The sequence below is a fragment of the Kribbella sp. NPDC051952 genome, assembly GCF_040680855.1.
In the GTDB taxonomy this organism is placed as follows: Bacteria; Actinomycetota; Actinomycetes; order Propionibacteriales; family Kribbellaceae; genus Kribbella.
In genome coordinates, this window is the sequence record NZ_JBFAXQ010000026.1 from 24,197 (window position 1) to 44,251 (window position 20,055).

Sequence of the window (20,055 nt, forward strand, 5' to 3'; positions counted from 1 at the left end):
GACTCTGAGGTGTGAACATCACGAGACTGTCGCCCGACGACGAGGTCGGAATCGACGACGCGGTCGCGGTCATCGCCGCGGCGGAGAAGCTGGACTGCCCGGAGTCGGTGGTGCCGACGCCGCGCGGGTACGCCGCCAAGCTGAAGCACGGCTGGGACGGCGAGCCGCCGCTGGGTTATCTGGCCCGCGACGACGACGGTGTGCCCGTCGGCGTCCTCACCGTGGACACCCCGACGTACGACAACAAGCAACTGGCGTGGGCCGGTATCCAGGTGCACCCGGATCACCGTCGCCGCGGCATCGGTTCGACGCTGCTCGAGCATGCCGAAGGGGTGGCGCGCGAGCTGGGCCGGACCTCGTTCGGGACAGACAACTGGGACCTGCCGAAGGCGAACGCGTTCTCGCTCAAGCACGGGTTCGAGCAGAAGGCGATCGAGGTCAACCGCCGCCAGGACATCGCCGGCCTCGACTGGTCCGTCGTCGACCGCTTGTACGACGAGGCCGTGCAGGCGTCCACGGAGTACGAGCTGCTGCGGATCACCGGGCGCTTGCCCGAGGAGATGCTGGACGGGATGGTCGCGCTGGTCGAGTCGATCAACGACGCTCCGACCGACGACCTGGACATCGAGGACGACGTGTACAGCCCGGAGCGGCTGCGGGCGTACGAGACGGCGATGGCAGCGCACGACGTGACCGTCTACCGGGTGATCGCCCGGAAGCGGTCCACCGGTGAGCTCGCCGGCCACTCGGTGATCGCGGTCGAGCGGGAGCGTCCCCACATCGGCGAGCAGCACGACACGGCCGTGGACCGGAAGCATCGCGGCCACCGCCTGGGGGCCCTGGTCAAGACCGACATGCTGCGCTGGCTCCGTGAGGCCGAGCCCGCCCTCGCCCAGGTCGACACCTGGAACGCCGAGTCCAACGGCCACATGATCGCGATCAACGAGCAGCTCAACTACCGCATCGTTGCCCGCGCGATCGCGTACCAGAAGACGCTCTGAAAAGCAGCTGGGGACGCCGCGGAAGCGGCGTCCCCAGCGTGTTACTTCAGTACGTCACTCGCCGTTCAGCTGGTCGTAGTGCGTGGTGAAGGCAACGGAGTTGACGCCCTTGAACGACACCGGAACCGTGCCGTAGTTGGTCATCGCCGTCGTCGTCCCGGTCATGTGACCGAACGCGTACTGGACGCCGACGCCGCTCGCGCTGTTCACACCGACCACCAGCGAGCCACCGCGCGTGCCGCAGGCCTGGACGGCCAGCGAGTCGTAGGCCTGGAAGCCCGTGCTCCGGACCAGCTTGACGACCGGCTTGGCCGTCGCGGTGACCGGGATCCGGATCGTGTAGAGCGCACCGGCGGTCGTGGTCATCAGCAACGTGTCGTACGTCGCCGTCTCGCTGACCACGGCCATCGCCCGGAAGCCCTTGAACCCGGCGAACGAGCCCATCGCCTTGAAGCCGGAACCGACGATCGCGTACCGGTAGACGCTGCCGTTGGTGTTCAGGCCGTACAGGTAAGCGTGCCGGGGCGCCGTGATGCTGTAGTTGGAGGTGGTGATGGACTTGAAGCTCCCCCAGCCCTGGCCCACCTTCTTGAACGTCGCCACCGGCGCCGAGCTCTCCGGCACGTAGGTCGTGTGCCGGTACAGGTTGGTGCCCTGCAGCAGCAGGCCGTAGAAGTAGATCTGCGAACCAGACGCGTTCTGAGCCAGGTACCAGGTCGCGTTGGCCCGGGTGGAGACGAAGTTGATCGGCTCGTAGGGCACCGCCGACGGCGGCGTGTGCGGCGTGACATCTGCCGACTCCGCAGTGGCCGCGGCAGTCGGCCAGCCCACCCACTGAATACAGCCCGCTGCCGCGGCGGCCGACGACTTCTTCATCGACTGCTGCTTCAGCATGGCCTGGGCCTTCGCCGACCAGGACGGCTTCGGGTCGGCCGAGCCACCGGCGCTGGCCGGGGCGGACATAGCCGTGGCGGCAAGCATGCCGACACCGGCCATTGCGAGCGCAAGGCGCTGCAGTTTCATCTAGGAGTCCCCCTCCAGAAAGAAATCCATCTCGAAGAGCTCGAGATCGGGAGGACTATAGCGTGCCCTGAGGAGCAGCCGGACCACTTTTGCAGCAACCTGCAACAGTCGTTCGAATTACACCGCTTCGACGATCGAGACCTTCATCTCGTTGGTCAGGGTGAAACCGAGCGAGTGGTAGAGGCGGATCGCGGTGGCGTTGGTGCCGCCGGTGTGCAGGAACGGCTGCTTGCCGGCCGCGACGATTTCGGCCGCGACCGCCCGGATCAGGCGGCTGGCGAGCCCTTGGCCGCGAAAATCGGGGTGAGAGCAGACCGCACTGATCTCGGTGTACCCGGGCAGATCGAAACGCGTCCCGGCCATCGCGATCAGCTCGCCGTCGCGCCGGATGCCGAGGTACGGGCCGAGCTCGATCGTGCGCGATCGGAACGGCCCGGGGTCGGTCAGGGCGACCAGGGCCAGCATCTCGGGTACGTCGTCCGGACCGAGAACGACTGTTTCCGGGTCCGCAGCGGCGAGGGACGCGGGTGCGACGAACTGGACCAGGTCGAACTGCCGATCCAGCTTGAAGCTCTCCGGGAGCGGGAATTCCGGCCGAATCAGGGCCGCGGCGGTCCCCCGGCCGAGCAGAGTCGCGGCGTCGGACCAGTCCTGGGCCGAGGGGTCGTCGGGCAGACCGAGGAACGACGCGACCGCGCTCGGATACCGGCGGGCGTTGCCGCGGGTCTCGGCGAAGGTGGTGTGCGGGCCGGTCAGAGCGGCGTACACCGGGTTGGTCAGGCTCATCAGAAGCCCAGTTTGCGCAGGTTCTTCGCGTCGGTCTGCCAGTTCTTCGCGATCTTCACATGCAGGTCGAGATAGACCGGCGTACCCAGCAGGGCCTCGATCTGCTTGCGGGCGGCGGCGCCGACCTCACGCAGACGGGCGCCCTTGTGACCGATCATGATGCCCTTCTGGCTGTCCCGCTCGAGGAAGATGTTCGCGTAGATGTCGAGCAGCGGCTTGTCCTCCGGCCGGTCCTCGCGCAGGCCCATCTCGTCGATGGTGACCGCGATCGAGTGCGGCAGTTCGTCCCGGACGCCCTCGAGCGCCGCCTCGCGGATCAGCTCCCCGACGAGGATCTCCTCGGGTTCGTCGGTGATGTCGCCGTCCGGGTAGAGCGGCTGGCCCTCCGGCAGCAGCTTCACCAGCTCGTCGGCGACCACGTCGACCTGGAAGCCGGACGTCGCCGACACCGGGACGATCGCGGCCCACTCGATCCCGGCCGCCTCGCCCAGGGTCTGGATCTCGGCGAGGTGCTCGAGCATCCGGTCGGGCTCGACCAGGTCGGCCTTGGTGGCCACCGCGACCTTCGGGGTCCGCGCGACCTTCGCCGCCTCGGTGACCAGGAACCGGTCGCCCGGGCCGATCCTGTCGCTGGCCGGCAGGCAGACCGCGATCACGTCGACCTCGGCCCAGGTGGTCTTCACCAGGTCGTTGAGGCGTTCGCCCAGGAGCGTCCGCGGCTTGTGCAGACCAGGGGTGTCGACCAGGATCAGCTGCGCGTCCGGGCGGTGCACGATGCCGCGGACGGCGTGCCGCGTGGTCTGCGGTTTCGACGAGGTGATGACGATCTTCTGGCCCACCAAGGCGTTGGTCAGCGTGGACTTGCCGGCGTTGGGGCGGCCGACGAAGCAGGCGAAGCCGGACTTGAACGGCTCAGGTGTGGACGACATTGCGGACCTCTCCGGTGCCTTGCGCAAGTACTACGGGAATGGCGGCGCCAGCGAAATGACGGACCACGTTGACATCTACTGCTTCGGCGTCGGTGACGACCGCGGCCGCTTCCAGACCCTTCACACCCGAGGAGAGCGCCATCGCGACGGCCAGCTGCAGCGCCGTCAATGCGACGGTGTCCAGTGCGACCGTGCAGGCGGCGTACGTCCGACCGTCCGTGTCCCGCACGGCGGCACCCTCGGCGGCCCTGGTCCGGGCGCGGGTGGCACGGGCGAGCGTGACGAGTTTGGCGTCCTCGGCCGAAAGGTCTGACAAGAAAACTCCAAAGAACAAAAACAACAACTGAACAGATGAAGGTTCTGATGGACTGACTTGGTGGGGTGGTCAGGCGTGCTGGTGGTTCTGGTCCTGCGGGGTGGTGGCGGGGTCTTCCCGCCGTACCAGCACAGTACCGACCTGGTTGCGGCGGCCGGACGGGCGCTCCGCCGTCAGTGACAGGCCCTCGATCTCCACCTCGGCGCCGGGGATCGGCACCTTGCCGAGCAGCTTGGCCATCAGCCCGCCGACCGTGTCGACGTCGTCGTCGTCCAGCGGTACGCCGAACAGTTCACCGAGCTCGTCGATCGGGAGCCGGCTGGAGACCCGGTACGCGCCGTCGGACAGCTCCTGCACCGAGTCCGGGTCCTCGTCGTACTCGTCGGTGATCTCGCCGACGATCTCCTCGAGGATGTCCTCGATCGTGACGAGTCCCGCCGTACCGCCGTACTCGTCGACGACGATCGCGAGGTGCATCCGGGCCGCCTGCATCTCCCGCAGCAACTCGTCGACCGGCTTGGAGTCCGGTACGTACATACACGGCCGCATCACCGACTCGACCCGCTCGGTCGACTCGGCCTGCGCGTTGTCGTAGACGCGGCGCATCACGTCCTTGAGGTAGACGACACCGAGGATGTCGTCGAGGGACTCGCCGATCACCGGGATCCGTGAGTACCCCGACCGCAGCGCCAGCGAGGTGAGCTGGCGGAGCTTCTTGTGCCGCTCGATGTAGACCATGTCGGTCCGCGGCACCATCACCTCGCGGACGATGGTGTCACCGAGCTCGAAGACCGAGTGGATCATCTGCCGCTCGCCGGACTCGATCACCGCGGACTTCTCGGCGTAGTCGACCAGCGCACGCAGTTCGGCCTCGGTCGCGAACGGGCCTTCGGCGAACCCCTTGCCGGGGGTCAGCGCGTTGCCGATCATGATCAGCACCTTGGGCAGCGGCCCGAGCACCCGGGTCAGCGCCATCACCGGACCGGCCGAGACGATCGCGAACCGGTCCGAGTGCTGCCGGCCGAGGGTCCGCGGCGCGACGCCGATGATCACGTACGAGACCAGCACCATCACCACGGCGGTGATCAGGATGTGCTCCCAGGTCACCGACAGGACTCCGGACAGCGCCTGGGTGACGAGCACGATCGCGGTGATCTCACAGCTCAGCCGAAGCAGCAGCAGCGAGTTCAGGTACCGGGGTGCGTCCGAGAGCAGGTCACGCAGCCGGACCGCCCGCAGGTTGCCCAGCTCGACCTGCTCGTTGGCCCGGACCTTCGAGTACGACGACAGCGCTGCCTCGGCTCCGGCCAGCAGACCGGCGAGCAGGACGAGCACCGCAGCCACAACCAGGAGCACGAGGTCGTGGTACGTCAACGGAACGTCACCCCTCTAGCCGGTTCCCAGGAGCTCGCCATGCTTCCAGAAGGCGGCCCTGGACATCCCACATCTCCGCCTTCTCGGCGGGTTCCGCGTGATCGTAACCGAGCAGGTGCAGGATGCCGTGCACGGTCAGCAGCTCCAGCTCGGCCCACGTGCCGTGACCGGCCTTCGCGCCCTGCGCGGCCGCGACGGTCGGGCAGAGCGCGATGTCACCGAGGTGACCGAGTGGAAGATCGGAGTCGTCCCCCGTGTCTGCAGAGCCGGGCCGCAGCTCGTCCATCGGCCACGACATCACGTCGGTCGGACCCGGAAGATCCAGGAACTCGACGTGATACCGGGCCATCGTGTCCTCGTCGACCAGCTTGATCGACAGCTCACACTCCGGGTGCAGGCGCAGTGACGACATCACGAACCGGCTGAGCCGCATCAGTCCGTGTGCGTCGATCTCGACCCCGGACTCGTTGTTGACCTCGACGTTCATCTGTACGGCTCAGCGCTGCCCTTCGAAGTTCTCGTACGCCGACACGATCCGGCCGACCAGCTTGTGCCGGACGACATCGTGCGAGGTGAGCCGGCAGAACGTCAGGTCCTGGACACCCTCGAGGATGTCCTGGACCACCCGCAGGCCGGAGTTGGTGCCGGTCGGCAGGTCGACCTGGGTGACGTCGCCGGTGACCACCATCTTCGAGCCGAAGCCGAGCCGGGTGAGGAACATCTTCATCTGCTCGGGCGAGGTGTTCTGCGCCTCGTCCAGGATGATGTAGGCGTCGTTCAGGGTCCGGCCGCGCATGTAGGCCAGCGGCGCGATCTCGATCGTGCCCGCCGTCATCAGCCGCGGGATCGACTCCGGGTCCAGCATGTCGTGCAGAGCGTCGTACAGCGGACGCAGGTACGGGTCGATCTTCTCCGACAGGGTGCCGGGCAGGAACCCGAGCCGCTCACCGGCCTCGACGGCCGGCCGGGTCAGGATGATCCGGTTGACCTCCTTGGCCTGCAACGCCTGCACGGCCTTGGCCACGGCCAGGTAGGTCTTACCCGTACCGGCCGGGCCGATGCCGAAGACGATCGTGTTCTTGTCGATGGCGTCGACGTACCGCTTCTGGTTCAGCGTCTTCGGCCGGATGGTGCGGCCGCGGCTGGACAGGATGTTCTGGGTGAGTACGTCGGCCGGGCTCTCCGCCGTGGCAGACTTGATCATCGCGATGCTGCGCTCGACCGAGTCGGCGGTCAGCCCGTGCCCGGTCCGCACGACCGCGATCAGCTCGTCGATCAGCCGCTCGGCCAGGGCCAGTTCGGCCGGCTCGCCGTTGAGCGTGATCTCGTTGCCGCGGACCATGATGTCGGCGGCGAACTCCTTCTCGACGATGCGGAGGAACTCGTCCCGGGCTCCGAGCAGGGCCACCATGTCGATGCTGTTCGGCACGACGATCTTGTGTGATGCCTGCGCTCCGGTGGCAGCGCCGTTCTGGCGTGCCTCGGAGTCGATACTGCGTGGCCTGGACAGCCTGTTCCTCCCGATGCCGAAAATGTTGACCCACCCATGCTAGCCGCCTCGCCCCAGACCCTCACCGGAAATTCCCCGGGACACGCTCCGGGACTGGGGCGGGACAGCCCGTCGCAGCCCGTTGTGGCCGGTGCCGGGCGCCAGTACGCGGGTCAGGCGGGTCAACTCGTCCGGCGACGGTCCCCGGGCCGACGCCTGCTCGAGAGCGAGGCGGCGGTCCCGCTCGGCCGCCCATTCGCGGTCCGGATGCAGACTGACGGTCACGCCCTGAGCGGACGCGCGCAGCATCGGCTCCATCGCCGCCCGGCGCGCGCGGGCAGCTTCCCTTGGCGGGTTGTCGCGGTTGAGCTCGTAGCACCGCAACATCTGGTACGTCGCCTCGACGGCCGCACGGGCGGATCCGGACTCGGTGAGCGGCCGGTCGAACTCGTCGGCGTGGGTGTTCCTCCCGTCATCGATGCCCACCGCATGACTCGGCGTGAAGACGTGCAGGGATTGGACGGGTGCGGTCACATCGCCCTCGTAGACCGACTCCTCCCGCCAGGCGTGCGCCCCCGAGTAGCTGTCCTGCAGTGCGTGCGTCGCGGCCCCGAGGTGCGTGATCTCGTCCTCGGCCGAGGCTGACCTGTGCGCTGCCGCCAACTGCCCGAGGATGTACCTGGAATTCGTTCGCAGGTTGTCAGGCCCCTTGCGGTACGGGTCCGCCATGAAGTGCTGGCGCTGCACGTTCGGGTTCGCGTACGCCGAGTGCGTGGTCGGACCGGGACCGACGTACGGGTAGGACGTCCCGGTGCCGCCGTAGTTCTCGATCAGGCCGGCGCCGATCGGCCGGTCCTGGTACGCCTGGGCCAGGTCGAGGGCGTCGCTGTACACCTTCTGCGCGACGCCGTGGATCGTGTCGTCGGGGGCGGACAGGACCTGGTACAGCCGGGCGACCGCGGCGTACGTGATGTCGCGGTGGCCCGACCACCGGCCGTCACCACGCTGTTTCATCCCCTCAGGGTCCCACCAGTTCGGTCCACTGTCGTTGTCAACCTGGTAGGGGGTCTCCGCGTCTTCGTGTCGTGGCACAACCGGCCGTGGTGTACGAAGAGTGCGTGACACATGAGTCCTCGTGGGATGCCGACGAGGCGCTGACGGCTGTGTACACGGCGCACTACACGTCGCTGGTCCGCCTCGGCGCCTTGCTGCTGCGCGACAACGGTTCGGCGGAGGAGATCGTGCAGGACGCGTTCGTCGCGATGCACGGCCGCTGGCACCGGCTCCGCGACCCCCACAAGGCCCTCGCCTACCTGCGTACGGCGGTGGTGAACCGCTGCCGCTCCCGCCAGCGCCACCTGGTGGTCGTGGACAAACACACCCCCCGCTCACTACCGGACGAGCCGAGCGCCGAACAGGCAGTCCTGCGAACGGCCGAGACCGACCGGGTGATCGAGGCGATGCGCACCCTGCCGGAGAAGCAACGAACCGTCATGGTCCTGCGGTACTACGGTGACCTGTCGGAGGCCGAGATCGCCGACACCATGGGCATCAGCCGCGGCTCCGTCAAAAGCCACGCCGCGCGAGCGACCAAGTCCCTCCGCCACCTGCTGGAGCAAAGCGTATGAACGACAACTCGAACGACCCGTTCGACGAGATCATGCGGCGGGCACTGGCCGAGGAGGCGGACCGGGTCGAGCCGGCCGACGCCCTGCCGGAGATCCGTGCCCGCGCGCACGCCCAGCGCCGGTCGACGGCCCGGCGCCCCTGGCTCCTGACGGTCGGCGCCGCCGCTGTCGGCACCGCCGCAGCGATCGGCGCGTTCACCGTCTTCAACGGCGACCAGAACACCGCGAACGACGGCGACGCCGTAGCCGGCTCCGGTACGACGACCACCGCCGCCGGCAGCCCGTCGCCGGCGACTGTCCGGGCGACGCCCGCCCCGTCCCCGGTTGCGAGCCGCCCGCCGACCACCCAGCCCGAAGCCACCAAGGCGCCTAGCACCCAGCGCGGCAAACCCGAGTCGTTCGTCAAGAACATCGTCGTACCGGTGTACTGGCTGGGCGATCGGGCCGGGAAGACGACCGCCGGCCCGAAGGCCACTGCGCAGACCCGGTCCACCGTGCGGCTGTTCCGCACGTGGACGAGGGTCAGCGGCCGCCCGGCCGAACAGGCGATCCGGATCATGACGAGCAAGCAGCCGGAAGACCCCGACTACTACTCAGTCTGGCGCGGTGCCGAGGTGAGCAGCGTGACGCGATCCGAAGGCGTGGTGAACGTCGACTTCAAGGCGCTCCCCGCATCGACGCTCGACGCGGACACCGCCGACCTCGCTACCCAGCAGCTGATCTATACAGTCCAAGGCGCCCTGCACAACAGCACCGAGCCCATCCAGATCACGCAGCAGGGCCGCCCCGGCGGCAAACTCTTCGGCCAGGTCGACACCAGCACGCCCCTGGGCCGAGCCCAACAGTCCGACGTACAGGCCTTCGTCTGGATCGACTCCCCCGCCGACGGCCAAGTCACCAAAGGACCGGTAGTGGTCCAAGGCACCGCAAACGCCTTCGAGGCAACGGTGAACTACCAGGTCACCAACCTGAAAACCCGCACCACCACGAAGGGGTTCACCAACACCAAGGGCGGGCAGAAGTTCATGCCCTACCTCTTCCAACTGAAGCTGACCCCCGGCCTCTACCAAATAGAGGCCTACCTGATCTCCGAAGCCGACGGCACAATCTCAGACGCCGACACCAAAACCATCGAAGTCAAGTAACCCGCGGCACCTCCACCGAGCACACCGCCGTGTGCCACCGGGACGTTCGAAGGGATATCCCCGCGACATGTGGGTTCTCCGGTGGTGTGAGCCCGGATAACCCTCACCCCAAGGGGTTATCCCCTCCAATGTCACCCCAAGGTGGTCGCCCACCCACCCCCAGCTCGGCACCTTCGACAAGCCATCCGCGCCGAGCAGTCCCGCGCCGAGAACCTAGGCGTGTGCCATCAGTTGCCGACTGCTGCCGAAGGCGGTGGCAAATGGAGGGTGAAGGCGGCGCCGCCTTCGGGGGCTGGGGCGGCGGTCAACGTGCCGCCCAGGCGGGTGATCAGGCCGTGGGCCAGAGCGAGGCCGATGCCAGAACCGACCGGCCGCCGGCCGCGATACTTCTGATTGAGTACGCCGCGTTCAAAGGCGACCGCATAGTCCTCCGGATCCAATCCAGGACCACCATCACGGACCTGGATCAAAACACCTCCCGGACCTGCCGGTGATCCCGCCCGGCTGACTGACCCGGCGTGCGCGAGGGACATCGTGAGTCGCGCCCCGGGTGGGGTTACACGCAGAGCGTTTTCGGCGAGGCCGTCGAGGACCTGGCGGATCCGGCGCGGGTCGGTGGTGACCACAGCCGGCATAGGTGGAAGCTCCAGCTGGAACAACACACCCTGCCGCTCACACCGCACTCGCCAGACCTCGGCGCACGCGTGCAGCGTCTCCCTCAGATCCACCGGCGCGAGATCGAGGTGGAACTGATCAGCCCCGATCCGAGCCAGATCCAGCAGATCACTCACCAATCGCTCGAGCCGCTTCGACTCCTCCTGAATGACCCGACCGGCGTGCCGTGGATCAGTAGCCACCCCATCGGCCAGCGACTCCGCAAACCCGTTCACAGCCGTCAGCGGCGTACGGAGCTCATGCGAAACCGACAGCAAGAACTCCCGCTGCCGCTCCTCACTGTGCTGCAAAGCAACCGACAATTCATTAACAGCCTGAGCCACCTCAGCAACCTCAACCGGCCCCTCAACCGGCGCCCGCAAATCCCGTCGCCCCTGACGCATCGCCGCCGCAACATCCGCCGTACGACGAAGTGGGCGACCAAGCACGCGCCCGAGCAGAGCCCCAGCCCCCGCCGCGACCAACAGCCCAGCGCCAAGCGCGAACAGGATGTTCCGGATCAGAACCCGCTGCGTATCAGCCGCCAACCGCACCGGCTCCACCAACGCGAACCCCGAGCTCGCCCCGATCCCCCGCGCCTCAACCAGATACTCGGTCCCCTCAACACCCACAGTCGCCGAGATCCGCTGCGTACTCCCGATCTCCTTCAACCCAGCCGTGGTCGCCGCCTCCGTCGACCGCTGATCCGTCGACTGGATCCGGCTCCGCGGCAGCAGGATCACCACCACGATCCCCTGCCCCCGCACCACCTGCGCGACCCGCCCAAGCCCGACCGCTCGCGACCCCACACCCCGCTCGTCGACCTGACTCGCGATCACGTCAGCCTGCGCCGACAGCGAATCCTGCAACACGTTCTGCGCCGACCGCCGAGCCAACCCGGCCATCACCAAACCAGCGACCAGCACCGCGATCCCAGCCACCGCCACGCAAGCGACCACGATCCGCGTCGCCAGCGACCCCCGCCCGACGTCATCCCCAGCCGGCCGGAGATCCAGCGATCCGACCTCGTCCACCGACATCAGTCGAGGCCCGCGGCGTAGCCGACACCACGCACCGTGCGAATGGGACTCGACGGACCGAGCTTCGCCCGCAACTGCGCAATATGTACGTCGACAGTCCGCGTACCGGCCGACGCCTGGTACCCCCACACCGAGCTCAGCAACTCATCCCGCTCGAACACCCGCCCGGGCCGCCGAAACAGCTGCGCCAGCAGGTCGAACTCCGTCGACGTCAAACTCACCTCGGCCTCATCAGCCCAGGCCCGCCGACGGCTCACGTCCACCCGAACCGCACCCACCGACAACACCTCACCGGCCGGCAGCGTCCCAGCCGATCGACGCAGTACCGTTCGCACCCGCGCGGCCAACTCGCGCGGGCTGAACGGCTTGGTGATGTAGTCGTCCGCACCAAGCTCCAGACCGAGCAACCGATCGACCTCGTCGTCGCGCGCGGTGACGAACAGGACCGGAGTCCAGTCCCCCGCCGCGCGCATCGTCCGGCAGATGTCCGTACCGTCGCGGCCGGGCAACCCGATGTCGAGGATCACCGCAACCGGGTGGAGCCTGCGCCACGCGGCCAGCGCGGCCTCGCCGTCGGACTCGACCTGTACGCCGAAACCGTCGCGGCGCAGGTACAGCGCGATCACCTCGGCGATCGCCGCCTCGTCCTCCACCACCAGGACCAGTCCGCGACCGGCTGCGGTCATCCTCTGCTCCCGCCAGACCTACTCAGGGCGACCCGTCCGTGGCCAGTTCGCCGTCGATCGCGTCCAGGGTAGACCCGATGTCGTTCAGCTCCTGCTCCGGCGACCCCACCTGTGTGGCCGCCGGAGCCGGAGTTGTTTCCTTCCCACTCGGCTGGTCGGCAGCCCCTGCGCAGGACGACAGTCCGAGGACCATCGCCGCCGCACCGACCAGCACGATCAGCAGCTTGCGCATTACTTGGCCGCCTGGCAGTGCTGGGTCTTGAAGGTCTCGAGCTTGGTCTTCACCGTGCCCAGCTGCGTCAGCCGCTCGGACCGACGGGTGGCGCGCTTCTCGAGCGCGGCAGCGACCTTGTCGTGTCCCTTGGCCTTCTGCTTCGCCGCCCGGGCCTTCAGCCACGCGACCGAACCCTTCACGTCGGCGCCGCCATTGATCCGCTTCGCCAGCTTGTCCCGGCGCTCGATCATCTTCGGCAGCTTCTCGTTGCAGAGCTTCTGCGACTCCTCGGGGCTCAACGTGACCTGCTTGTACGTCGGTGTCGGCGTCGGACTCGGATCCGCCGACGCAACCGTCGCACCCCCAACGAGACCACTCACCAGTACAACGGCCGTCGTACCCACCGCCACCGTGCCGCGTACAGACCTACGCATCTCCGCACTCCTCGCCCTAGATCAACCTGACAAGAACACTCTCCCCAACCCACATTCGAGCCCCATACCCACAATGTTCGGATCATGTAAGCCTCCAGCCCGCCCGTCGCCGAGGACACAGGCGTGTCCCCGCTTCCCGCCCGCCACCGGACGCGCCCGCGCGGCCGACGGTCGCCACGAGAAACCAGTCGAACTCAGACCACCGCACCCCTAACGGACAGCCGCCCGCCTCAACAACATCCCCGCCAGGCCCGCGCCCTGACCGATAGCCGCCCGGCTCAACAACACCCCCGCCGAGCACAGTTCCTCCGCCGAGGGCGCAGGCGTGTGTCAGCAGCCCACGCCCACCGCCGAAGGTCTGTCGCCGCGGAGCGGTGGCGTTTGTTAGTCGGCGCGGTCGATGGTTGCTGCGAGGAGACCCGGGAAGGCCCGGTCGAACTCGGGGCGGCGTAGGCGGTTGAGGCGGCGGGTGCCTTCGTCGCGCTGCTCGATCAGGCCGGCCGCGCGCAGTACGGCGAAGTGGTGGCTGCGCGTCGCCTTCGTCACAGGCAGGTCGAACGTCCCACAAGCCCGGGTCCACTCCTCATGCCCGGCCAGGTCCCGCAGGATCGACCGCCGCACCGGATCCGCCAGCGCATCGAGCGCCGCCTGGAGCGGCACCTCACCCGGATCGGCGTGGCTGAGCGACCGGGCCCGTGCGGTGTCATGATCGGCTGCCATGATTGTTCGATCCTCGTCGTACATTAGTGTTCGGTTGCTATCTAACAAGTCTAGCCGCGGAGGAAACATGATCGAGCTGGTCGACTACGGGTTCGGGCCGGGTGCACGGAATCGGTGGGCCGAGATGAAGACACCGGGGCGTGCAGGTGCGCTCGCGGCACTGGAAACCTTCTACTACGCGCTGAACAACCAGGATCTCGACACACTGGCTGCCGGCTGGGCCGACGACGGGCTGGTGCAGCTCAACAACCCGATCGGCGGGATCCTCCGGTCGCGGGACGCGGTGCGCGGGCTGTACGAGCGGGTGTTCGCCGGCCCGCTGAACGTCCAGGTGACCTTCGGCGACGCGGCGACGTACTGGCACACCGACTCGGTCGTCTTCGCCGGCCGTGAGACCGGCACCTACCAACACCCGCAGCTCGGCGAGCGTCCCCTGCACATCCGCACGACGCGGATCTTCGCGTACGACGACGGCTGGGCGCAGGTCCATCACCACGGCAGCATCGACGACGCGGACGCCCTGGCCACCTACCAGCAGGCAGTCCGCGGCTAAGCCCAGCGTGATCGGGCCAGGAGGGCCGCCGCGGCAGCTACTCCTGCGGTCGACGTCCGCAACACCGTGTCGCCCAACCGGACCGGCTCGACGTCGAAGGCAGCCAGCTCAGCCGGCGTGATACCACCCTCGGGACCGATCACGATCACAATGTCGCCAACGGCCGGCACCGAGAGCGAAGCAAGCGGAGTCTTCGCTTCCTCATGCAGTACGACGGGAAGCGCAGCGCCCGCCACCAACCGGGCAACCTCGGCTGTCGTAGCGATCGGCGCCACCTCGGCGAACCACGACCGCCGCGACTGCTTACTCGCCTCGAACGCCCACGCCTGCCACTTGGCATGAGTCTTCGAGGACCGCTCGGGATTGGCCCGGAACTGACTGCGGTCCGCGTTCCACGGCACGATCACGTCCGCGCCGACCTCGGTCAGCATCTCGACCGCCAGCTCGGCCCGCTCCCCCTTCGGCAGCGCCTGTACGACGACCAACCGGGGCTCGGCCGCAGGCACACTCCCACGCTCGTCCACAGCGACAGTCACGCCGGCCTTGGCAGCAGCCGTCACCGCCCCCTCGGCCCACGCACCACGGCCATCGGTCAGCCGGATCCGCTCGCCCGGCCCGATCCGCCGGACCACAGCAGCATGCCGGCCTTCCGCACCCGAGAGGGTCAGCTCGTCGCCATCGAGCTCAGCGGCGAAGAAGACCGCAACCCCCATCTTCAGTGCGCACCAAAGGCGTCGCGGAGACGGCCGAAGACACCCTTGTGGGTGGCCTGGACGTGCCCCTGCGGCCGCTCCTCGCCACGGGACTCGGCCAGCTGCCGCAACAGCGCGGCCTGGTCGTCGTCGAGCTTGGTCGGCGTCTCGACGATGACCTGGACGATCAGGTCACCACGACCCGCGTGCCGCAGCCTCGGCACGCCTCGGGCCGTCAGCGTCTGCGCCGTCCCGGACTGCGTACCCGGACGGATCTCCAGCGGAGTCGTCTCGCCTTCCAGCGTCGGCAGGTCGATCGTCGTACCTAGCGCCGCCGCCGTCATCGGCAGCGTGACCGTGCAGTGCAGGTCGTCGCCGTTGCGGGTGAAGATCTCGTGCGGCTCCACCTCGATCTCGACGTACAGATCACCGGCCGGGCCGCCGCCGGGGCCGACCTCGCCCTGGCCGGACAGCTGCACCCGGGTGCCGCTGTCGACGCCGCCGGGGATCTTCACGGTGACGGTACGGCGGGACCGGACGCGACCGTCGCCGGAGCACTCGACGCACGGGCTCGGGATGGTCGTGCCGTAACCGCGGCAGTTCGGGCACGGCCGCATGGTCCGCACCTCACCGAGGAACGACCGCTGCGTGTGGGTGACCTCGCCACGTCCGTGGCAGATCTCGCAGGTGACCGGCTCGGAGCCGGCCGCGGCACCCGAACCCGAACAGGTCGGACACAGTACGGCGGTGTCGACCTTGAGCTCCCGGGTCGTCCCGAAGGCGGCCTCGGCCAGGTCGATCCGCAGCGGGATCAGTGCGTCCTGACCACGCCGGGTCCGCGGCCGCGGACCGCGGGTCGCACCGCCGGTCTGCCCGAAGAACGCGTCCATGATGTCGGTGAAGGTGAACGCCTGGCCGAAGCCGGCACCGCCGGCCCCCGCGCCCGCGGAGGCGAACGGGTCGCCACCGAGGTCGTGCATCTGCCGCTTCTGCGGGTCACTGAGCACCTGGAAGGCGCGGCCGATCTCCTGGAACTTGTGGTGCGCGTCCTCGGAGTCGTTCACATCCGGGTGGTACTGGCGGGCCAGCTTGCGGTACGCCTTCTTGATCTCGTCCGGCGACGCGTCACGGCTGACGCCCAGGACGGCGTAGTAATCGGTGCTCATACTCCAGACCAGGGGGTAGTAGTCATTTAAGAGTCCGCCAGGATCTGGCTGACATAGCGCGCGACAGCCCTCACCGCGCCCATCGTGCTCGGATAGTCCATATGGGTCGGGCCGACGATGCCGAGCGTGGCCAGCGCCTCCGACTTCGACCCGTACCCGGTCGCGACCACCGACGTGGTGGCCAGTCCCTCGTACGGGTTCTCGTGCCCGATCCGGACCGTCAAGGTCTGCGGGTTGGTCGCCTCGCCGAGCAGCTTGAGCAGGATGACGTGCTCCTCGAGCGCCTCCAGCACCGGCTTCACGTTCCGCTCGAAGTCGTCGCCGTACCGGGTCAGGTTGGCCGCACCGCCGACCGCGATCCGCTGCTCGCCGACCTCGTCGGTGAACGCCTCCAGCAGCGTCGTCACGATCGCCGCGACGAGCTGACGGTCGGTCGGGGCGAAGGTCTCGGTGACCTGGGCCAAGGCCGTGGTCGCGTCGCTCAGGCGCTGACCGGCCAGGGCGGTGTTGAGCCGCGAACGCAGGTCGGCGATCAGGTGCTCGTCGACGTCCTGTGCCTGCTCGACGATCCGCTGCTCGACCCGGCCGGTGCTCGTGATCAGCACCAGCAGCAGTCGGCGGGGAGTCATCGTGACGACCTCGATGTGCCGCACGCTCGACCGGTTCAGCGACGGATACTGCACGATCGCGACCTGGCGGGTGATCTGGGCCAGCAGCCGGACAGTACGGCGTACGACGTCGTCAAGGTCGACCGCACCGGCCAGGAAGGAGGTGATCGCCTTCTTCTCGGCCCCGGTCAGGGTCTTGACCGTGCTCAGCTTGTCCACGAACAGGCGGTACCCGGCGTCGGTCGGGATCCGGCCGGCGCTGGTGTGGGGCTGGGTGATGTACCCCTCCTCCTCCAGCGCGGCCATGTCGTTGCGCACGGTCGCGGGCGACACCCCGAGGTTGTGCCGGTCTACCAGCGTCTTGGAGCCGACCGGCTCATGCGTCGCCACGTAATCCTCGACGATGGCGCGGAGCACATCCAGCTTGCGGTCGTCCAGCACCCGCACCACCCTCTCCGCTCCTGGCACTCAAACATTCCGAGTGCCAGTCTAGGCGGTCTCGGGTGACGCTCCCAACGGAACTGCGGCGGGGCGCTCCACAGTGCTGGCGATGTCCAGTGGCTGGTCCTGTACCGCGGAGTCCACGAAAGACTCCAGTACGTCGAGCACATGGAACGCCAGCGCACCGTTCGCCCGGTGCGGTTCACCGTTGCGCAGAGCCCGGGCCATGTCCGCAACTCCGACCCCTCGGCCGGCTCCGGCGTACCCACCGGCGACCGGGACCTCGGTCCACTCCCGGTTGGCGGCAGTGGCGAGCTCTACCGTGCCGTCGAACCCGTTCGGGTCCGGCACCGACAGACTGCCGTCGGTCCCGTGGATCTCGATCCGGGGCAGGCGTGCGGCCCAGACGTCGAAGGACATCAGCACAGTGGTCAGCGCACCCGACTCATGCTCGAGTACGCCGGTCACGTGCGTCGGCACCTGCACCGGGAAGGTCTCACCCGCCCGCGGCCCGCTGTGGATCTTGCGCTCCGCCTTGGCCTGTCCGGCCCGCGCAGTGACGCGCCGCACCGGACCGAGCAGAGTCACCAGGCTGGTGATGTAGTACGGCCCCATGTCGAGGACCGGACCCCCACCGGGCTGGTAGTAGAACTCCGGAGCCGGGTGCCACAGCTCATGTCCCGGTGTGACGAACGACGCGGTCGCAGCATGCGGTACGCCGATGTCGCCGCGGTCGATGACTGCCCGGGCGGTCTGCGTGCCGGTGCCGAGCACAGTGTCAGGTGCACAGCCGATCTGGAGGTTGTTGGCGGCGGCGTACTTCAGCAGCGGCTCGGCCTCGGCCCGGTCCACGGCCAGCGGCTTCTCGCCGTACACGTGCTTGCCTGCCGTCATCGCGGCCTGGTGCACCGGCGCGTGGGCGGCGGGGATCGTGAGGTTGAGCACGATGTCGACGTCGTCCGCGGCGTACAACTCGTCCGGGGTCAGCGCGCGGATGCCTGGGTTCTTCTCGGCGATCGCCTGGGCGCGGCTGACGTCGAGGTCGGCCACCGCGACCACGTCGACGCCGGGCAGCTTGGCCAGGTGGTCGAGATAGGTGCCGGAGATGACGCCCGTACCGACGATGCCGATACCGGTCACTTGCTCGCCCACAGCAACCCCCGCTCGATGATCGTGCGCACCTCGGGTGTCTCCAGGTCGTCCAGCTTGTGGCCGACGGTGCAGACGAAGACCTTGCCCTCACCCCACGTGCGGGTCCAGACGACCGGCATCACGGAGCCCTCGATCCACGGGTAGTCCGGGTGCGAGGCAAACGTGGTGGTGGCCAGAACGGTGTCGGTCGGGTCGTAGTGCACGTAGTACTGCTCGGTGTGAACGTCGAAGTGCTTGATGCCGTCCACGATCGGGTGTTCGGCAATCACGTCGACGCGGTAGTCGGTGAACCCGTGCGGGTGCGAGATGAACTGCCCGCCGACGATGAAGTTGTAGTCGGCGCTGTTCCGGAACGAGTCCGCGATACCGCCGTGCCAGCCGGCCAGGCCGGTGCCGTTGCGGACCGCTGCATCGAGGCCCTTGACGTGTTCGGCCGGGATCTCGCTCATGGTGACGCACTGCAGCACCAGGTCGACGCCGTCCAGGTCCAGGTAGCTCTCGGTCGTGTCCGAGACGGTGACCTCGTAGCCGTTCTCGCGCAGGTACGGGATGAACAGGTCGGTCGCCTCGACCGGGACATGGCCTTCCCAGCCACCCCGGACCACCAGTGCACGTCGTGTCGTCAAAGCGGCCGCCCTTCGAAAGTTTTCGGAACCGTGACGGAAAGATTGCGGAACCGTCATCGTGACAGTAGGCCCCACCGGAGCGGGGTTCAAGGGTGATTCCGGGAGTTGGATAGGGCTTGCCATAGAGTCGCCGGATGGGATGGAAGTTCTGGAAGCGGGACAGCACTCCGATGCCCGCTCAGCTGCGACCGCAGGACACGTTGCCGGTCGGAGCGTTCGGGATGACGATCGAGGATGTGTTCTCGATCACCGGACGCGGGACCGTGGTCACCGGCCGGATCCTGAGCGGCATGGTGTCGGTCGGCGACAACGTGCTGCTGAGCCGGGCCGGGCAGCCGCTGCTGCAGCTCGAGGTGAGTGGCGTCGAGATGTTCCGCAAGACGGTCGACACGGCGAAGGCCGGCGAGAACGTGGGACTGCTGTTGCGCGGGGTCCAGCGCGACCAGGTGCTCAGCGGAGATGTGCTCAGCAAGTAGTGTCGTTGGCATGAGTGCGTGGGTCGAAATCGGAGAACGGTGCTGGGTCCGGCGGTACGAGGAGTGGGACCTGAACATCGGTCTGGTCGTCGGATCCGACGGTGCATTGCTGGTCGACACCCGGGCCACCACTGAGCAGGCCGAGGAACTCCGCGAACACATCCGCGAGGTGACCGACGAGCCGGTCCGCTGGGTCGTCAACACCCACGCCCACTTCGACCACGTCGTCGGCAACAGTGTGTTCACCGACGCGACCGTCTACCTGCACGAGAACGCGGCCACCGAGGAAGACCTGTCCGGTACGACGTTCTCGGTCGCGAAGGTGATCGATCTCGGCGATCGCCGGGTCGAGCTCGTTCACCTCGGCAACGCTCATACGTCCGGCGATGCGGTGGTCGTCGTACCGGATGTGGACGTGTACTTCCTCGGTGATCTGGTCGAGGAGTCCGCACCTCCGTCGTACGGCGAGGACTCGTTCCCGCTCGAATGGGCGGACACTCTCGAGATGGTGGTCGGGATGATGGCGACCGCCGCGAAGGTGGTGCCGGGTCATGGTGCGGTGGTGGACATCGAGTTCGTCCGCAACCAGACCAACGACCTCGGCACGGTCGCCAACACGATCTCCGGGCTGCACCACGACGGCACGTCCCTCGACGACGCCCTCAAGCACACCGAGGATTGGCCCTGGCCGGTCGAGAAGCTCCAGGACGCGATCAAACGCGGCTACGAAGCCCTCGGCACCCCCCGCCGCCCAACGCTCCCTTTGCTCGGACCGGGCTAGCCGGCACGCCCCCAACTCTTCTCTTTCCTTCCTTGAAACGCACCACGGTCCTCCGACTCGTAGTTGTCCGTTGACAGGACGTCACCCGGTCGCGCACCTTGATGCGAAGGCACATCCTCGA

General features: G+C 68.0%; 24 protein-coding genes. 6 read left to right on the top strand and 18 right to left on the bottom strand.

What is annotated here, in order from left to right:
- The first annotated feature begins 11 nt into the window (after positions 1-11).
- The gene (locus AB0L70_RS34130) at positions 12-1,001 is read left to right on the top strand and encodes a GNAT family N-acetyltransferase (protein WP_363690926.1); all 990 of its coding nucleotides are present in this window, start codon (positions 12-14) and stop codon (positions 999-1,001) included.
- 54 nt (positions 1,002-1,055) lie between these two features.
- Here the strand turns inward: AB0L70_RS34130 and AB0L70_RS34135 are convergent, their stop codons facing one another.
- From AB0L70_RS34135 to AB0L70_RS34170, 8 genes are all read right to left on the bottom strand, one after another.
- Positions 1,056-2,024, bottom strand: coding sequence for a hypothetical protein (locus AB0L70_RS34135; protein WP_363690927.1), 969 nt, complete (start codon positions 2,022-2,024; stop codon positions 1,056-1,058).
- Between the two features lie 117 nt (positions 2,025-2,141).
- Positions 2,142-2,810, bottom strand: a complete 669-nt coding sequence (locus AB0L70_RS34140) for a GNAT family N-acetyltransferase (protein ID WP_363690928.1) — start codon at positions 2,808-2,810, stop codon at positions 2,142-2,144.
- Positions 2,810-3,739: a GTPase Era gene (gene era, locus AB0L70_RS34145; RefSeq protein ID WP_363690929.1), complete on the bottom strand. Its 930-nt coding sequence runs from the start codon at positions 3,737-3,739 to the stop codon at positions 2,810-2,812. Before era ends, AB0L70_RS34140 begins: the two co-directional genes overlap by 1 nt.
- Positions 3,723-4,055, bottom strand: a complete 333-nt coding sequence (locus AB0L70_RS34150; protein WP_363690930.1) for a cytidine deaminase — start codon at positions 4,053-4,055, stop codon at positions 3,723-3,725. Before AB0L70_RS34150 ends, era begins: the two co-directional genes overlap by 17 nt.
- Before the next feature lie 69 nt (positions 4,056-4,124).
- Complete coding sequence (locus AB0L70_RS34155) at positions 4,125-5,429, bottom strand: hemolysin family protein (RefSeq protein ID WP_363690931.1); 1,305 nt, start codon at positions 5,427-5,429, stop codon at positions 4,125-4,127.
- Between the two features lie 7 nt (positions 5,430-5,436).
- On the bottom strand, positions 5,437-5,916 hold the full coding sequence (gene ybeY, locus AB0L70_RS34160) for an rRNA maturation RNase YbeY (protein ID WP_363690932.1): 480 nt from the start codon (positions 5,914-5,916) through the stop codon (positions 5,437-5,439).
- A 9-nt stretch (positions 5,917-5,925) separates the two neighbouring features.
- The gene (locus AB0L70_RS34165; RefSeq protein ID WP_363690993.1) at positions 5,926-6,840 is read right to left on the bottom strand and encodes a PhoH family protein; all 915 of its coding nucleotides are present in this window, start codon (positions 6,838-6,840) and stop codon (positions 5,926-5,928) included.
- A gap of 138 nt (positions 6,841-6,978) precedes the next feature.
- A complete protein-coding gene (locus tag AB0L70_RS34170) occupies positions 6,979-7,932 on the bottom strand; it encodes a hypothetical protein (RefSeq protein WP_363690933.1) in 954 nt (317 codons plus the stop codon).
- Between the two features lie 104 nt (positions 7,933-8,036).
- Here AB0L70_RS34170 and AB0L70_RS34175 point away from each other — a divergent pair, with 104 nt between their 5' ends.
- Positions 8,037-8,546 (top strand): SigE family RNA polymerase sigma factor, encoded by a 510-nt coding sequence (locus AB0L70_RS34175; protein WP_363690934.1) that lies wholly within the window; start codon positions 8,037-8,039, stop codon positions 8,544-8,546.
- A complete protein-coding gene (locus tag AB0L70_RS34180; protein ID WP_363690935.1) occupies positions 8,543-9,691 on the top strand; it encodes a Gmad2 immunoglobulin-like domain-containing protein in 1,149 nt (382 codons plus the stop codon). The genes AB0L70_RS34175 and AB0L70_RS34180 overlap by 4 nt, the downstream gene beginning before the upstream one ends.
- 227 nt (positions 9,692-9,918) lie before the next feature.
- Here AB0L70_RS34180 and AB0L70_RS34185 read toward each other — a convergent pair whose 3' ends face one another.
- The 5 genes from AB0L70_RS34185 to AB0L70_RS34205 all read right to left on the bottom strand — a co-directional run bounded on the left by AB0L70_RS34185 (position 9,919) and on the right by AB0L70_RS34205 (position 13,439).
- Positions 9,919-11,379, bottom strand: coding sequence for a HAMP domain-containing sensor histidine kinase (locus AB0L70_RS34185; RefSeq protein ID WP_363690936.1), 1,461 nt, complete (start codon positions 11,377-11,379; stop codon positions 9,919-9,921).
- 5 nt (positions 11,380-11,384) lie between these two features.
- On the bottom strand, positions 11,385-12,071 hold the full coding sequence (locus tag AB0L70_RS34190; protein ID WP_363690937.1) for a response regulator transcription factor: 687 nt from the start codon (positions 12,069-12,071) through the stop codon (positions 11,385-11,387).
- 22 nt (positions 12,072-12,093) lie between these two features.
- Entirely contained in the window at positions 12,094-12,303 is a 210-nt protein-coding gene (locus AB0L70_RS34195; RefSeq protein WP_363690938.1) for a hypothetical protein, read from the bottom strand.
- Entirely contained in the window at positions 12,303-12,719 is a 417-nt protein-coding gene (locus AB0L70_RS34200) for a hypothetical protein (protein WP_363690939.1), read from the bottom strand. Before AB0L70_RS34200 ends, AB0L70_RS34195 begins: the two co-directional genes overlap by 1 nt.
- Positions 12,720-13,103: 384 nt before the next feature.
- Positions 13,104-13,439, bottom strand: a complete 336-nt coding sequence (locus AB0L70_RS34205; RefSeq protein ID WP_363690940.1) for a helix-turn-helix domain-containing protein — start codon at positions 13,437-13,439, stop codon at positions 13,104-13,106.
- A gap of 67 nt (positions 13,440-13,506) precedes the next feature.
- Here AB0L70_RS34205 and AB0L70_RS34210 point away from each other — a divergent pair, with 67 nt between their 5' ends.
- On the top strand, positions 13,507-13,992 hold the full coding sequence (locus AB0L70_RS34210) for a nuclear transport factor 2 family protein (protein WP_363690941.1): 486 nt from the start codon (positions 13,507-13,509) through the stop codon (positions 13,990-13,992).
- Here the strand turns inward: AB0L70_RS34210 and AB0L70_RS34215 are convergent.
- From AB0L70_RS34215 to AB0L70_RS34235, 5 genes are read right to left on the bottom strand one after another with little or no spacing between them, the layout of a single operon-like run.
- Positions 13,989-14,705 (bottom strand): 16S rRNA (uracil(1498)-N(3))-methyltransferase, encoded by a 717-nt coding sequence (locus tag AB0L70_RS34215; protein WP_363690942.1) that lies wholly within the window; start codon positions 14,703-14,705, stop codon positions 13,989-13,991. The genes AB0L70_RS34210 and AB0L70_RS34215 overlap by 4 nt on opposite strands.
- 2 nt (positions 14,706-14,707) lie before the next feature.
- Entirely contained in the window at positions 14,708-15,850 is a 1,143-nt protein-coding gene (gene dnaJ, locus AB0L70_RS34220; RefSeq protein ID WP_363690943.1) for a molecular chaperone DnaJ, read from the bottom strand.
- A 26-nt stretch (positions 15,851-15,876) separates the two neighbouring features.
- Positions 15,877-16,899 (bottom strand): heat-inducible transcriptional repressor HrcA, encoded by a 1,023-nt coding sequence (hrcA, locus tag AB0L70_RS34225; protein WP_363690994.1) that lies wholly within the window; start codon positions 16,897-16,899, stop codon positions 15,877-15,879.
- 48 nt (positions 16,900-16,947) lie between these two features.
- On the bottom strand, positions 16,948-18,051 hold the full coding sequence (locus tag AB0L70_RS34230; protein ID WP_363690944.1) for a Gfo/Idh/MocA family oxidoreductase: 1,104 nt from the start codon (positions 18,049-18,051) through the stop codon (positions 16,948-16,950).
- Positions 18,036-18,677 (bottom strand): ThuA domain-containing protein, encoded by a 642-nt coding sequence (locus AB0L70_RS34235; RefSeq protein WP_363690945.1) that lies wholly within the window; start codon positions 18,675-18,677, stop codon positions 18,036-18,038. The genes AB0L70_RS34230 and AB0L70_RS34235 overlap by 16 nt, the downstream gene beginning before the upstream one ends.
- Positions 18,678-18,811: 134 nt before the next feature.
- Between AB0L70_RS34235 and AB0L70_RS34240 the strand changes: the two genes are divergently transcribed.
- Together AB0L70_RS34240 and AB0L70_RS34245 are read left to right on the top strand one after the other, a co-directional pair.
- Entirely contained in the window at positions 18,812-19,153 is a 342-nt protein-coding gene (locus AB0L70_RS34240; RefSeq protein ID WP_363690946.1) for an EF-Tu/IF-2/RF-3 family GTPase, read from the top strand.
- A 10-nt stretch (positions 19,154-19,163) separates the two neighbouring features.
- Entirely contained in the window at positions 19,164-19,934 is a 771-nt protein-coding gene (locus tag AB0L70_RS34245; RefSeq protein ID WP_363690947.1) for an MBL fold metallo-hydrolase, read from the top strand.
- Positions 19,935-20,055 lie beyond the last annotated feature (121 nt).

What these genes read in the sequence shown, in the direction of transcription:
- AB0L70_RS34135 (WP_363690927.1), bottom strand. Translation starts at nt 2,024, where the DNA reads ATGAAACTGCAGCGCCTTGCGCTCGCAATGGCCGGTGTCGGCATGCTT.
- AB0L70_RS34140 (WP_363690928.1), bottom strand. Translation starts at nt 2,810, where the DNA reads ATGAGCCTGACCAACCCGGTGTACGCCGCTCTGACCGGCCCGCACACC.
- era (WP_363690929.1), bottom strand. Translation starts at nt 3,739, where the DNA reads ATGTCGTCCACACCTGAGCCGTTCAAGTCCGGCTTCGCCTGCTTCGTC.
- ybeY (WP_363690932.1), bottom strand. Translation starts at nt 5,916, where the DNA reads ATGAACGTCGAGGTCAACAACGAGTCCGGGGTCGAGATCGACGCACAC.
- AB0L70_RS34165 (WP_363690993.1), bottom strand. Translation starts at nt 6,840, where the DNA reads ATGGTGGCCCTGCTCGGAGCCCGGGACGAGTTCCTCCGCATCGTCGAG.
- AB0L70_RS34170 (WP_363690933.1), bottom strand. Translation starts at nt 7,932, where the DNA reads ATGAAACAGCGTGGTGACGGCCGGTGGTCGGGCCACCGCGACATCACG.
- AB0L70_RS34180 (WP_363690935.1), top strand. Translation starts at nt 8,543, where the DNA reads ATGAACGACAACTCGAACGACCCGTTCGACGAGATCATGCGGCGGGCA.
- AB0L70_RS34190 (WP_363690937.1), bottom strand. Translation starts at nt 12,071, where the DNA reads ATGACCGCAGCCGGTCGCGGACTGGTCCTGGTGGTGGAGGACGAGGCG.
- AB0L70_RS34195 (WP_363690938.1), bottom strand. Translation starts at nt 12,303, where the DNA reads ATGCGCAAGCTGCTGATCGTGCTGGTCGGTGCGGCGGCGATGGTCCTC.
- AB0L70_RS34200 (WP_363690939.1), bottom strand. Translation starts at nt 12,719, where the DNA reads ATGCGTAGGTCTGTACGCGGCACGGTGGCGGTGGGTACGACGGCCGTT.
- AB0L70_RS34205 (WP_363690940.1), bottom strand. Translation starts at nt 13,439, where the DNA reads ATGGCAGCCGATCATGACACCGCACGGGCCCGGTCGCTCAGCCACGCC.
- AB0L70_RS34210 (WP_363690941.1), top strand. Translation starts at nt 13,507, where the DNA reads ATGATCGAGCTGGTCGACTACGGGTTCGGGCCGGGTGCACGGAATCGG.
- AB0L70_RS34215 (WP_363690942.1), bottom strand. Translation starts at nt 14,705, where the DNA reads ATGGGGGTTGCGGTCTTCTTCGCCGCTGAGCTCGATGGCGACGAGCTG.
- dnaJ (WP_363690943.1), bottom strand. Translation starts at nt 15,850, where the DNA reads ATGAGCACCGATTACTACGCCGTCCTGGGCGTCAGCCGTGACGCGTCG.
- AB0L70_RS34240 (WP_363690946.1), top strand. Translation starts at nt 18,812, where the DNA reads ATGGGATGGAAGTTCTGGAAGCGGGACAGCACTCCGATGCCCGCTCAG.
- AB0L70_RS34245 (WP_363690947.1), top strand. Translation starts at nt 19,164, where the DNA reads ATGAGTGCGTGGGTCGAAATCGGAGAACGGTGCTGGGTCCGGCGGTAC.